We start from the raw sequence: 12,783 nt of genomic DNA, 5'->3' as shown, positions 1-12,783 counted from the left end.
GGCGCTCGCCAACGCGCGGCGGCGGCGGTAGTCTGGGCGCACGTTTCAAGGAGATCGCCATGCCCCGAACGATCACCCGCCGCCACGGCCTCGCCCTGCTGGGGGCGGCTGCGCTTTGCCCTGCTGCGGCGCTGGCGGCACCGGTGCGATACGTGCTGGATGCCGCGAGGTCACAGGTGGGGTTCGCTGTGACGGCGGCGGGCGACAGCTATCGCGGGACGATGCCGGTGGCACGGGCCGACATGGTGCTGGACCTTGCGCGGGTATCGCAAAGCCGGGTCACGGTCGCGCTGCAGGCGGCGGGGGCGCAGATGAACGTGCCCTTCGCGACCGAGGCGCTGAAAGGCGCAAGCGTGCTGCACACCGCCGCCCATCCGCAGATCGTCTTTCGCAGCACGGCCATCGCCCCCGGCGCAGACCGGTCGCGGGCGGTCGTGACGGGCGAGGTCACCGTGCGGGGCGTCACCCACCCCGTCACCCTGCAAGCACAACTGTCGCAGGAGGCGGCCACGCTGAACGACGCCAATCCCGAGTTGAGCCTGTCGTTGCAGGGCCACGTCGACCGTCATGCCTTTGGCGCGTCGGGATACCGCGATCTGGTCGGGCCGCGCGTCGATATCCAGATCATCGCGCGGATCAGGCGGGCGGTGTGAGGCACGCGTAGATATGGTTGTCGCCGGAATGATCAGACGCCTCTGCCTGTCCGCCCTTCTGCTGGCCGCACCCATGGCGATACAGGCGCAGGACGCAGACCACGCGGAGGTGGCCGAAGACATCATCGCGGCCTTCGCGGCATGGACCGTCGAGAATGAGATCGCGGAGGCGAGTATCGCCGTCGGCCATGACGGCACGGTGCTGGCCAGCCGCGACCTGGGCCGCGACCCGGATGCCCCCTACCCCATCGCGTCCCTGTCCAAGGCGATCACCGCGACCTGTCTGATGCAACTGCTGGAGGCGCGCGAGCTGGATTTCGATACCACGCTGGGCGATCTGAGCAACGAGATGCTGGCCGCAGGCCTGCCGATCCCGACACCGGCGAAATCCCTGACGCTGGGACAGCTGACCACCATGTCCGCGGGGTTGTTGCCGGACCGGACTCAGGGCCGGTTTCTGCAGTATCTGACCTGGACCGCGCCGCGCAACACAGGCTTTGCCGCCGAGGCGCTGGCGCTTCGGGGGCGACAGGGCACACCGGACGTGTTCTTTTACAACAATGGCAGCTATGCGGTTCTGGGCACGGTCATCGCAGCCTTGGGCGGCGGTGGCGACGATATAGAGATTTGCACGCCGCTGGTCCTGACACCGGCGCAGGTCACCACCGGCGGCTATGCGACCGACTGGATCGCGCTAGCCGCTTTCGGTGGCTGGGAGATGTCGGCCACGGACTATCTGCGGTTCGTGATGACTACTTTCGGCCCGGACGGGCCCGTCGCGGCGCGGGCGCTGGACATACCATATCACCGTCTGCAGGGCGGCGCGTCCTATGGTCTGGGTGTTTTCATGCGGCCACGGGGCGACCGCAACGTGTTCTGGCATTTCGGGACGCTTTGCGTATTGTGGCGCGGATCGTCGGGCAGCTACTTCGCTTATTACGCCAACGGATATGCGGTGGCGGTCAACTATACCTCCTGCCTGAGCGAGGCCGCGTCGAGTGAACTTGACTACACGCTTGGTACCGCCGCGCGCCAATAGCTGCGTTTTGATCTGGTAATTTCGCGCGCGGGCTGCGCATGGTCGCATCATGCGGATGCTGATTTCCTTTGCCGCTCTGTTCCTGTCGGTGGCCCTGTTGCAGCTGTCGTCCGGCGGCGTCGGGCCGCTGGATGCGCTGACGGGTCTTGCGGGCGGGTTCAGCCCGGCGCAGGTCGGTTTTCTGGGATCGGCGCACTTCTTCGGCTTTTTCATCGGCTGCTGGTGGGCTCCGCGCCTGATGGGCAGCGTCGGCCACAGCCGCGCCTTTGCCACCTTTACCGCGATGGGGGCCATCGGGCTGGCGGCCCACGTGATCACACAGGACCCTGTCTGGTGGGCGATCTGCCGGATCGGGTCGGGTATCTGCGTGGCGGGGTGCTATACGGTGGTCGAGGCGTGGCTGCAGGCCAAGGTCACCAACGAAACCCGCGGCCGGGCCATGGCCAGCTACCGGATCGCCGACACCGGCGCGTCCTTCGTGGCGCAGTTCATGATCGGCGCGCTGGCGTCGATGGAAACCTATATCGCCTACAACCTGCTGACGATCCTGTGCTGCGCGTCGCTGCTGCCGCTGGCGCTGACCCGCACCAAACAGCCCGAAACGCCCGAGGCGACGAGCCTGCATCCCTCCTTGGCCTGGCGCTGTTCGCCGCTGGCCGTGGCGGCGGTGATCGTGGCGGCGATATCGTCGGCGTCGTTCCGCATGGTCGGCCCGATCTACGGTCAGGAGGTCGGGCTGCGCCCGGACCAGATCGGCGGATTTCTGGCGGCCTTCGTCGCGGGCGGGTTTCTGGGACAGTATCCGATGGGGTGGCTCGCGGATAAATACGACCGCCGCCACGTGATGATCGGCCTGTCGGTCGCCGCCATAGTCGCATCGAGCGTGACCGTCGCCGCGGCCTTCGCCGGGCCGACGGGCATCATGATCGCGGCGGGGCTGTTCGGGCTGACGACATTTCCGATATACTCGGTGGCCACCTCCCACGCCCATGACTTCGCCAGCGACGACCAGCGGGTCGAGCTTTCGGCGGCGCTGATGTTCTTTTACGCGGTGGGCGCCATCGCAGCACCCTACGTCACGTCGAGCCTGATCGAATTCTTCGGTCCCGCGGCGCTGTTCTATTTCATCTCCATCGCGCACGTGGTGCTGGTAGCTTTCGGGTTGAGCCGGATGCGCGTGCGCGAAGCCCCGGCGGACCGCACAGCCTATGTCGACGCACCGCGCACATCTTTCCTGATCGGGCGCCTGACCCGCCGCAGCCGGCAGCGCCGCGACTGACGCTTGCCACTGGCATCCGGGACGGGCCGACGCTAGAACGGCGCTACATCTTGGAAAGACACGCCCATGGCCCGCCACCTGATCACATCCGCCATCCCCTATATCAACGGGATCAAGCATCTGGGTAATCTGGTGGGCAGCCAGCTGCCCGCCGATCTTTATGCCCGCTATCTGCGGCAGCGCGGGCATGAGGTGTTATTTCTCTGCGCCACGGATGAACACGGCACACCCGCCGAACTGGCTGCGGCCAAGGCGGGCCAGCCAGTGGCGGAATACTGCGCCGCAATGCATCGGGTGCAGGCCGATATTGCGGCTGGCTTCGGGCTGTCTTTCGATCACTTCGGGCGATCGTCCAGCCCGCAGAACCACGCGCTGACGCAGGCCTTTGCCGGGCAGCTGGCCGAGATGGGACTGATCCGCGAAGTGACCGAGGACATGGTCTATTCCAACGCCGATGGTCGCTTCCTGCCCGACCGCTATATCGAGGGCACCTGCCCCAACTGCGGGTTCGCGGATGCGCGCGGCGACCAGTGCGACAACTGCACCAAGCAGCTGGACCCGACCGATCTGATCGACCCGCGCTCGACCATCTCGGGGTCGACCGACCTTGAGGTCCGCACCACAAAACACCTCTACCTGCGGCAGTCCGAGTTGAAACACGATCTGGCCGCGTGGATTGCCAGCAAGACCGACTGGCCCGTGCTCGTCACGTCCATCGCCAAGAAATGGCTCAACGACGGCGACGGCTTGCAGGACCGCGGCATCACCCGCGATCTGGACTGGGGTATTCCGGTCAGGAAGGGCACCGAAGACTGGCCGGGGATGGAGGGCAAGGTGTTCTACGTCTGGTTCGATGCCCCCATCGAATATATCGCCTCCGCGCAGGAATGGGTGGACGCGGGCAAGGGCACCGATTGGGAACGCTGGTGGCGCACCGACAAGGGCGCGGACGACGTGACCTACACCCAGTTCATGGGCAAGGATAACGTGCCCTTCCATACCCTTAGCTTCCCCGCGACCATCAAGGGCACGCAGGAGCCGTGGAAGCTGGTCGATTACATCAAGGCGTTCAACTACCTCAACTATGACGGCGGCCAATTCAGCACCTCGCGCGGGCGCGGTGTGTTCATGGATCAGGCGCTGGAGATCCTGCCCGCAGACTACTGGCGCTGGTGGCTGCTGAGCCACGCCCCGGAATCGTCGGATGCGGAGTTTACGTGGGAGGCGTTCCAGACCGACGTGAACAAGGACCTGGCCGATGTGCTGGGCAACTTCGTCAGCCGGATCACGAAGTTCTGCCGGTCGAAATTCGGCGAGGCGGTACCGGAAGGAGCCGAATACGGCGAGGCGGAGGAGAAGCTGATCGCCGACCTGACGACCCGAATCCGCGCCTACGAGCGGCACATGGACGCGATGGAAGTGCGCAAATCGGCGGCCGAGTTGCGCGCGATCTGGGTGCTTGGCAACGAATACCTGCAGGAACAGGCCCCCTGGACCGTGTTCAAGACAGACCCCGACCGTGCCGCGATGCAGGTGCGCATGGGGCTGAACCTGATCCGGTTCTACGGCGTGCTGTCGGCGGCCTTCATCCCGAATGCGTCCAAGACGATGCTGGACGCGATGCAAACCGATGATGCCGGCTGGCCCGACGATGTGGCCGCCGCCCTCGACACGCTGAAACCCGGCCACGCCTTCACCGTGCCCGACAACCTGTTCCGCAAGCTGACGGATGAAGAGCGCGAGGATTGGGCCGCGCGCTTTGCCGGCACCCGCGACTGATGGGCAAGCTGGACGACGCGGAACAGGTGACGTTCGACAGCGTCCCTGCCCTGCGCGACTGGCTGGCCGCGAACCACACGCAGGCCGATGGCATCTGGTGCGTCACCTACAAGAAATCCGACCCCGACCGCTATGTCGCCACCGGCGACATCGTCGACCAGTGCCTGTGTTTCGGCTGGGTCGACAGCCTGACGCGTGGCAAGGACGACGCGCGCACGATGCTCTATATCTGCCCGCGCAAGCCCGGATCGAACTGGAGCCGCGTGAACAAGGACAAGGTCTCGAGGCTGGAAGCAGATGGCCAGATGACGGACGCAGGCCGCGCGGTGATCGACCGGGCCAAGGCGGACGGGACCTGGACCGCGCTGGATGACGTGGAAGACCTCGTGATTCCGCCTGACCTGCAAATGGCGTTCGACGCGGCACCGGGGGCGGAGGATAACTGGCACGCCTTCCCCCGGTCGGTGAAACGCGGGGCGCTCGAAATCCTGCTGAACGCCAGGCGGGCAGAGACCCGGGCCGCCAAAATCGCCACCATCGTCGCCGACAGTGCCGCGGACAAGCGCCCGTTTCAGTGGCGAAAGTCGTAAGGTTATTGGATAACCGGGCGGTCGTGCTATTATTTCAGACGACGTTCAATGAAAGAGAATTCCCATGCTGAAAACCATTTCCGCCACCCTCGCCGCCCTGTCGCTGGCCACCGCATCCCACGCCGCGCAATGCGGCAATGACGCGAGCGGCTTCAACGCCTGGAAGCAGGCTTTCGCCGCCGAGGCCGCCGCCGCCGGTGTCGGCCAGCGCGGGCTGCAGGCGCTCGCCAACGCCAGCTATTCACAGTCCACCATCAATGCCGACCGCAACCAGCGCGGGGTGCGCTATGCCCTGAACGATTTCATCCGCATCCGGCTCGGCTCGCTCGACAACTTCGCCGCGCAGGCGCGCCGCGTCAAATCGCAAAATCCCACGTTCTATCAGTCGCTCGAACAGGCCTACGGTGTGCCTGCGGGAATTTTGCTGGCGATCCACGGGATGGAAACCGGGTTCGGTCGCAACCTTGGCAACACGCCGGTGGTCGATTCGATCACGACCGTGGCCTATGACTGCCGCCGCGCCGATTTCTTCACCCCGCACGCCATCGCAGCGCTGAAACTGGTCGATCAGGGCGGGCTGGCCCCGAACCAGCGCGGTGCGGCGCATGGCGAGATGGGCCATACGCAGTTCCTGCCCGGCAACGCTCTGCGCTATGGCGTGGACGCAGACCGGAACGGACGTGTGGACCTCTATTCGGTGACGGATTCGCTCGCCTCCACCGCGAATTTCCTGCGGCAGAAGGGCTGGCAGCCCGGACAACCCTATCAGGAAGGCACCGCGAATTTCCGCGTGCTGAACGAATGGAACGCCGCGACCGTCTATCAGCAGGCGATTGCCCTGTCGGCGGTGCGCATCGACGGCTGAACCCTGCGGTCACCCTGCGCGCAGGGTGGCCCGAAATCGCCCCTACTCATGGCCCCTGCCTTGGCATAGACCGGGGCTATGACCGTTATCGACCAAGCGACATTGCAAGGCTACCTCGACGACATCGCCGCCGAAGTGCGCGAGATGGCGGACTGGGGCACGCCTGCAGGCTACATCCCGGAATTGGCGGCGGTGGCCCCCGACCAGTTCGCGATTTCCGTCATTCTTGCCGACGGCACCCGCGCCAGCGCGGGCGATCACAAAAAGCCGTTTTCGATCCAGAGCGTCTCCAAGGTTTTTACGCTGGCCTGCGTGCTGGGACGGCTGGGCGATCAGATCTGGACCCGCGTGGGCCGCGAGCCGTCGGGAACGTCGTTCAACTCCATCGTGTTGCTCGAACGCGAGGACGGCCGCCCGCGCAACCCGTTCATCAACGCAGGCGCCATCGTCACCACCGATGCCCTGCTCGAAGGGCGGATGCCCAAGGACGCGCTGTCGGAGTTGATACAGTTCGTGCGCACGGCATCGGGCGACGATGCGATCTACATCGACAAGGCGGTGGCCGCATCGGAACGCGCGCATGGGTTTCGGCAGTCGGCGACGGCGCATTTCCTGCGCTCCTTCGACAACCTGCGCAACGACCCGGACCTGACGCTCGGCACCTATTTCCACCAATGCGCCATCGCGATGAGCACCGATCAGCTTGCACAGGCCGGACGCGCCTTCGCCGATTTCGAACATGCCCCGCTGCGCCTGCCCGCCCGCCGCGCCCGCCGGATCAACGCACTGATGATGACTTGCGGTCACTATGACGGGTCGGGCGATTTCGCCTTCGAGGTCGGCCTGCCGGGCAAAAGCGGCGTAGGCGGCGGCATCCTGCTGATCGCCCCCGGGAAGGCGTCCATAGCAGTATGGTCGCCGGGGCTGAACCGCTACGGCAACTCCAAGGCGGGAACCTATGCCGCCAAGCGGCTGACGGACCTCACGGGATGGTCGGTGTTTGCGTCCTGAACGGGTGGTGCCCCCGGCCGGACTCGAACCGGCACGGGCCTACGCCCAAGAGATTTTAAGTCTCCGATGTCTACCATTCCACCACGGGGGCACGGGTGACTTGGTAAGCGGCGGTGCTGCCGGGAGCAATCAGATTTCTTCGCCGGGCGGGTCCGTCAGCAGGCTGCGCTCCGACAGCCAGGGGTTTAGCGCGAGGGCGGCGCGTAGGGCCTCCTGCGCCTCTGCGTTGCGGCCGAGCCCGATCAGCGTCAGCGCCCTGCCCGACAATGCCGCGACATGATTGGGCATGATCTCCAGCGTTTTGTCCAGGTCGTGCAGGGCGGCCTCGTAGTCGCGGCGCAGGAAGCTGGCGAAGGCGCGCTGGTTGTAGCCTTCGGCGTAGTCGGGGCAGTATTCTACCAACTCATCCAGCGTGTCGCGCGCGCCCAGAAAATTGAACTCCTCGCGCTGGCGCATCCCCTCGTCCAGCAGCGCCTGCGCCTTGGCGTCGGGTGCGTCGGTCCAATGATACCACAACTCCTGCGTCAGGGCGCGGTGGCGGAGTTCACCGTCCGGGCCGTTCAGTTCTGCATAGATTTCATCGAGCCGGTCGGAAACGGCCTTTGCCGGCGGGCAGGTCTCTGCCGCGACGGGGCCGGCGAGACAGAGGAGTGTGATCAGGATACGCATGACAAAACACTTGTCCCGCATTCACCTCAGGTCAAGTCACACCGGCGCGACCGGCGAAAGCCCTTCCTCTTTCACCGCCTGCATCGCCACATAGGTCGAGGTGCTGGCGACATGCGGCAGCGTCGAAATTTTCTCTGCCAGAACAGCGCGATACCCGGTCATGCCCGATGTGCGCACTTTCAGGAGGTAGTCGAACGCACCTGCGATCAGATGGCATTGCTCCACCTCCGACACCCGCATGACGGCGGTGTTGAAAGCGGCCAGCGCGGTTTCCCGGGTGTCCGACAGTTTCACTTCGACGAACGCCACGTGGTCACGACCCAGTAGAATCGGGTCGAACAGCGCGCGATAGCCACGGATCATGCCGTTGTCCTCCAGCCGCCGCAGCCGCGCCTGCGTGGGCGATTTCGACAGACCGATGCGGCGGGCGAGTTCGGTGACGGACACGCGCCCTTCCACCGCGAGGACCTCAAGTATCTTTTGATCGAAACGATCAAGATCGCTTACCTTATCGACCATTCCGGGGCATGCTTTCAATTCAAACGGATCAAGAATCGTGAAATAGCGGTCAAACCGGCTTCTGGCAATCTGCTATGATGATGCATCACACAGGAGCGACCATGCCACGCGATTTTCAGTTTCCCATCCGCACCGATATCGACGCCGCGATCTACGCCCCGGAAATGGAGGTGGTCGACCGTCTGGTGAAACAGGCCGGTCTCGACGCCAAGGACCGCGAGATCATCGCCGCCAAGGGGGCCGATCTGGTCCGCGCGATCCGCGACAGTTCCGACCCCGGACTGATGGAGGTGTTTCTAGCCGAATACGGGTTGTCCACCGACGAGGGCATCGCGCTGATGTGTCTGGCAGAGGCGCTCTTGCGCGTGCCGGACGGCGAAACCATGGACGCGCTGATCGAGGACAAGATCGCGCCGTCGGACTGGGGCAAGCATCTGGGGCATTCCGCATCATCACTGGTGAACGCCTCGACCTGGGCGCTGATGCTGACGGGCCGTGTGCTGGATGACGAGGGCCGCGGGCTGACGCGCCACCTGCGCGGCGCGATCAAGCGGCTGGGCGAACCGGTGATCCGCACCGCAGTCGGCCGGGCCATGCGCGAGATGGGCCGCCAGTTCGTGCTGGGCGAGACCATCGACAAGGCGATGAAACGCGCCGAGGGGATGCAGGCCAAGGGCTTCACCTACAGCTATGACATGCTGGGCGAGGCCGCGCGCACCGATGCGGACGCGCGCGCCTATCACCTGTCCTACTCCCGTGCGATCAGTGCGATCGCGCAGCATTGCACCCATGATTCCGTGGCCGAGAACCCTGGAATATCGGTCAAGCTGTCGGCGCTGCACCCCCGCTACGAGGAAGCCCAGCGCGAGCGTGTGATGGAAGAACTGGTGCCGCGCGCCCGGTCGCTTGCGATGCTGGCGAAATCGGCGGGCATGGGGCTGAACATCGACGCGGAAGAGGCCGACCGCCTGTCGCTGTCGCTCGACGTGATCGAGGCGGTGCTGTCGGAACCGGCATTGGCCGGGTGGGACGGTTTTGGCGTCGTCGTGCAGGCCTATGGTCAGCGCGCGGGTCTGGTGATCGACGCGCTGCACGACATCGCGACCCGCCTGGACCGCAAGATCATGGTGCGGCTGGTCAAGGGCGCCTATTGGGATGCAGAGATCAAGCGCGCGCAGGTGCAGGGCTTGGATGGCTTTCCTGTGTTCACCACCAAGGCGCACACCGATGTCAGCTACATTGCCAACGCCCGCAAGCTGCTGCAGCTGACCGACCGCATCTATCCGCAATTCGCCACACACAACGCCCATACCGTCGCCGCCGTGCTGGAACTGGCCCGGCAGGAAGGGCGCACACCCGCAGACTATGAATTCCAGCGCCTGCACGGCATGGGCGAGACGCTGCACAAGATCGTGCTGGATGCGCAGGGCACCCGTTGCCGGATCTACGCGCCTGTCGGCGCGCATGAGGACCTGCTGGCCTATCTGGTGCGGCGGCTGCTGGAAAACGGGGCGAACTCCAGCTTCGTCAACCAGATCGTGGACGAGGATGTCGCCCCCGAAACAGTCGCCGCCGACCCGTTCGACGGGATCGGCAAGGGGTTGAACCTGCCCGCCGGACCTGACATTTTTCAACCCGAGCGTGAAAATTCTAGAGGCTGGGACCTGACCCATCGCCCGACGCTTGACCAAATCGAACGATCGCGGGGTGAGCACAAGATGGCGAAGCTGACCGCCGCACCGCTGATCGCGGGCGATATTGCCAGCAAGGCACCGCGCCCGATCATGAACCCCGCGCGCACGGCAGAGGCCATCGGCGAGGTCGTGGAGGCCACAGAAGAAGATGTCGCCACCGCACTGGACGCGGCGCAGACATGGAATGCGCCGGTGGCCGAGCGGGCGCGTGTGCTGAACGCCATCGCCGATGCATACGAGGCGAATGCGAGTGCGCTGTTCGCCATTCTGGCGCGCGAGGCGGGCAAGGGTTTGCCCGATGCCGTGGCCGAGTTGCGCGAAGCGGTGGACTTCCTGCGTTACTACGCAGTGCAGGCCAGCAAGACCGAAGCCCCTTCGCGCGGCATCTGGACCTGCATCAGCCCCTGGAACTTCCCACTGGCGATCTTTACCGGGCAGATCGCGGCGGCGCTGGCGGCGGGTAACGGCGTTTTGGCCAAACCGGCGGAACAGACCCCGATCATCGCCCACCGGGCGGTGCAGATCATGCACGCGGTAGGCGTGCCGGAAACCGCCCTGCAACTGCTGCCCGGCGGCGGCGATGTGGGTGCGGCACTCACCCACGATGACCGTATCAACGGCGTGGCATTCACCGGCTCCACCGCGACGGCGATGAAAATCCTCACCTCAATGGCCGCGCATTGCACCCCCGGCACGCCGCTCATTGCGGAAACCGGCGGGCTGAACGCGATGATCGTCGACAGCACCGCCCTGCCCGAACATGCCGTGCGCGACATCATCAACGGTGCGTTCCGGTCCGCCGGGCAACGGTGTTCGGCCCTGCGCTGCCTTTACGTGCAGGAGGATATCGCGGAGAAGCTGCTGAAAATGCTGATCGGCGCAATGAAGGAGTTGCGGCTGGGCGATCCCTGGCATCTGTCAACCGATGTGGGGCCGGTGATCGACGCGGCGGCGCAGTCGTCCATCGCGGATTACATCGCCGTGGCACAGGCCGACGGCCGCGTGATCCATGCGCTGACCCGACCCGAAGGCGGGCATTTCATCGCGCCCACGATCATCCGCGTCGACGGCATCGCGCAGATGACGCGCGAGATCTTCGGCCCCGTGCTGCATGTGGCGACCTTCAAGGCGTCGGAACTCGACGATGTGATCGATGCGATCAACGCCACCGGTTACGGGCTGACCTTCGGCCTGCACACCCGGATCGACGACCGGGTACAGACCATCGTGGAGCAGGTGCATTGCGGCAATATCTACGTCAACCGCGACCAGATCGGCGCGGTCGTGGGTAGCCAGCCGTTCGGCGGCGAGGGGCTTTCAGGCACCGGGCCAAAGGCGGGTGGGCCGCACTATCTGCCGCGGTTCACACGCAGCGAAGCGCCCGAAAGCGACGAAAGCTGGGACGGTCAGGCGGATGGCACCGCCCTGCGCCGGGCGATAAAGGCGGCATCGACACCGCCCGCACCTGAGCCTACCAACCTGCCCGGCCCGACCGGCGAATCGAACCGCCACGGCACCCGCGCGCGCGGGCCGATCCTGTGTCTGGGGCCGGGGACGGACACCGCAAAGGCGCAGGCCGATGCGATCCGGGCGCTCGGCGGCGTCGCCGTGGTGCCGAACGGCCATGTCCTGCCGGAAACGCTGGCTGATCTGGCCGGTATCGAGGGTGCGGTCTGGTGGGGCGATGCGGGCACCGGGCAGCATTATGCGCAAACATTGGCGCAGCGCGACGGGCCGATCGTGGCGCTGATCACCGATATGCCCGACGCGGCCCACGCCCAGCATGAACGCCACGTCTGCATCGACACCACCGCCGCGGGGGGCAACGCAGCCCTGCTGGCCGCCGTCAGCGAGGCATAGACCTGCGAACAACTTGCGCTTGACCGTTTGCCGGAAACCGCAGACGGTCTGCGCCATGCTACCGATCCGAGACCATAATCCATCCGAACGCACCGCCTATGTGACCTATGCGCTGATCGCTATGAATGTCGCGATCTATCTCTGGGGGCTGGCGTTCATTACGACCGACAGCCAGATCGGCTACCTCTATTACGACTACGCGATGATCCCCGCAAGGATCACGGCGGGCGAAAATTATCCCTCGCTCGTCACCTCGATCTTCCTGCACGCGGGCTTCATGCATCTGGCCGGTAACATGCTGTTTTTGTGGATCTTCGGCGACAACCTCGAAGACAAGATGGGCCATGTGCCGTTTCTGGTGTTCTATCTGACCTGCGGCGTGGGTGCGGACCTCGCGCAGTATTTCACCGACATCTACTCGCCGGTGCCGACCGTCGGCGCATCGGGGGCCATCGCCGGTGTGATGGGTGGCTACCTGTTGCTGTTTCCCAAAGCCAAGGTCGATATCTTCATCTTTTTCATCATCATCTTCCGCATTATCCCGGTGCCCGCCTGGATCATGCTGGGGCTGTGGTTTGCGCTGCAACTGGGCAACGGGCTGATCACCGACATGAGCGGCGGCGGCGTGGCCTATTGGGCGCACGCGGGCGGGTTCATCATCGGGCTGGTGCTGACGGTGCCGCTGTGGCTGCGGCTGGGGGCTGGCAGGTTCTGGCAGCGCACCGATGGTCATCCGGATCATCCGGCGGCCAAGTATCCGTTCGGCGAATCAAACGTGCCGGTGGTGCGGCGACGTTAGGCGTTTTCGGCCCTTGGCCGAATTGA

General features: G+C 65.1%; 11 protein-coding genes and 1 tRNA gene. 9 read left to right on the top strand and 3 right to left on the bottom strand.

Annotated elements, in window-relative coordinates; all coding sequences use genetic code 11:
* Positions 1 to 59 precede the first annotated feature (59 nt).
* The 7 genes from AC04PH_RS16265 (at position 60) to AC04PH_RS16235 (ending at position 7,216) form a co-directional block, all read left to right on the top strand.
* The gene (locus AC04PH_RS16265) at positions 60 to 653 is read left to right on the top strand and encodes a YceI family protein (protein WP_483066868.1); all 594 of its coding nucleotides are present in this window, start codon (positions 60 to 62) and stop codon (positions 651 to 653) included.
* Between the two features lie 28 nt (positions 654 to 681).
* On the top strand, positions 682 to 1,692 hold the full coding sequence (locus AC04PH_RS16260; protein WP_483066867.1) for a serine hydrolase domain-containing protein: 1,011 nt from the start codon (positions 682 to 684) through the stop codon (positions 1,690 to 1,692).
* A gap of 49 nt (positions 1,693 to 1,741) precedes the next feature.
* Positions 1,742 to 2,971, top strand: a complete 1,230-nt coding sequence (locus AC04PH_RS16255; RefSeq protein WP_483066866.1) for an MFS transporter — start codon at positions 1,742 to 1,744, stop codon at positions 2,969 to 2,971.
* A gap of 66 nt (positions 2,972 to 3,037) precedes the next feature.
* On the top strand, positions 3,038 to 4,750 hold the full coding sequence (gene metG, locus AC04PH_RS16250; RefSeq protein ID WP_483066865.1) for a methionine--tRNA ligase: 1,713 nt from the start codon (positions 3,038 to 3,040) through the stop codon (positions 4,748 to 4,750).
* Complete coding sequence (locus tag AC04PH_RS16245; RefSeq protein WP_483066864.1) at positions 4,750 to 5,340, top strand: YdeI/OmpD-associated family protein; 591 nt, start codon at positions 4,750 to 4,752, stop codon at positions 5,338 to 5,340. Before metG ends, AC04PH_RS16245 begins: the two co-directional genes overlap by 1 nt.
* A 64-nt stretch (positions 5,341 to 5,404) precedes the next feature.
* The gene (locus tag AC04PH_RS16240) at positions 5,405 to 6,205 is read left to right on the top strand and encodes a lytic murein transglycosylase (RefSeq protein ID WP_483066863.1); all 801 of its coding nucleotides are present in this window, start codon (positions 5,405 to 5,407) and stop codon (positions 6,203 to 6,205) included.
* 78 nt (positions 6,206 to 6,283) lie between these two features.
* Entirely contained in the window at positions 6,284 to 7,216 is a 933-nt protein-coding gene (locus tag AC04PH_RS16235) for a glutaminase (RefSeq protein WP_483066862.1), read from the top strand.
* A 5-nt stretch (positions 7,217 to 7,221) separates the two neighbouring features.
* Here the strand turns inward: AC04PH_RS16235 and AC04PH_RS16230 are convergent.
* The 3 genes from AC04PH_RS16230 to AC04PH_RS16220 form a co-directional block, all read right to left on the bottom strand.
* A tRNA-Leu gene (locus AC04PH_RS16230) sits at positions 7,222 to 7,307 on the bottom strand.
* Between the two features lie 38 nt (positions 7,308 to 7,345).
* Entirely contained in the window at positions 7,346 to 7,885 is a 540-nt protein-coding gene (locus AC04PH_RS16225; protein WP_483066861.1) for a tetratricopeptide repeat protein, read from the bottom strand.
* Positions 7,886 to 7,921: 36 nt separating this feature from the next.
* Entirely contained in the window at positions 7,922 to 8,404 is a 483-nt protein-coding gene (locus tag AC04PH_RS16220; RefSeq protein ID WP_483066860.1) for an Lrp/AsnC family transcriptional regulator, read from the bottom strand.
* A gap of 101 nt (positions 8,405 to 8,505) precedes the next feature.
* Between AC04PH_RS16220 and putA the strand changes: the two genes are divergently transcribed.
* Both putA and AC04PH_RS16210 read left to right on the top strand, forming a co-directional pair.
* Positions 8,506 to 11,958 carry a bifunctional proline dehydrogenase/L-glutamate gamma-semialdehyde dehydrogenase PutA gene (gene putA, locus AC04PH_RS16215; RefSeq protein ID WP_483066859.1) on the top strand — a complete coding sequence of 1,151 codons (3,453 nt, stop codon included), beginning with the start codon at positions 8,506 to 8,508 and terminating at the stop codon, positions 11,956 to 11,958.
* 55 nt (positions 11,959 to 12,013) lie between these two features.
* Positions 12,014 to 12,757 carry a rhomboid family intramembrane serine protease gene (locus tag AC04PH_RS16210; RefSeq protein WP_483066858.1) on the top strand — a complete coding sequence of 248 codons (744 nt, stop codon included), beginning with the start codon at positions 12,014 to 12,016 and terminating at the stop codon, positions 12,755 to 12,757.
* The last annotated feature ends 26 nt before the right edge of the window (positions 12,758 to 12,783 follow it).

The organism is Yoonia sp. KMU-150 (genome assembly GCF_056858355.1).
The sequence above is the reverse complement of the archived record's forward strand: the minus strand, read 5'-3'. Positions and strand labels throughout refer to the sequence as shown.

Coding starts and splice junctions, on each gene's coding strand:
- putA (WP_483066859.1), top strand. CDS start 8,506: ATGCCACGCGATTTTCAGTTTCCCATCCGCACCGATATCGACGCCGCG.
- AC04PH_RS16225 (WP_483066861.1), bottom strand. CDS start 7,885: ATGCGTATCCTGATCACACTCCTCTGTCTCGCCGGCCCCGTCGCGGCA.
- AC04PH_RS16240 (WP_483066863.1), top strand. CDS start 5,405: ATGCTGAAAACCATTTCCGCCACCCTCGCCGCCCTGTCGCTGGCCACC.
- AC04PH_RS16210 (WP_483066858.1), top strand. CDS start 12,014: ATGCTACCGATCCGAGACCATAATCCATCCGAACGCACCGCCTATGTG.
- AC04PH_RS16220 (WP_483066860.1), bottom strand. CDS start 8,404: ATGGTCGATAAGGTAAGCGATCTTGATCGTTTCGATCAAAAGATACTT.
- AC04PH_RS16245 (WP_483066864.1), top strand. CDS start 4,750: ATGGGCAAGCTGGACGACGCGGAACAGGTGACGTTCGACAGCGTCCCT.
- AC04PH_RS16260 (WP_483066867.1), top strand. CDS start 682: ATGATCAGACGCCTCTGCCTGTCCGCCCTTCTGCTGGCCGCACCCATG.
- AC04PH_RS16265 (WP_483066868.1), top strand. CDS start 60: ATGCCCCGAACGATCACCCGCCGCCACGGCCTCGCCCTGCTGGGGGCG.
- AC04PH_RS16255 (WP_483066866.1), top strand. CDS start 1,742: ATGCGGATGCTGATTTCCTTTGCCGCTCTGTTCCTGTCGGTGGCCCTG.
- metG (WP_483066865.1), top strand. CDS start 3,038: ATGGCCCGCCACCTGATCACATCCGCCATCCCCTATATCAACGGGATC.
- AC04PH_RS16235 (WP_483066862.1), top strand. CDS start 6,284: ATGACCGTTATCGACCAAGCGACATTGCAAGGCTACCTCGACGACATC.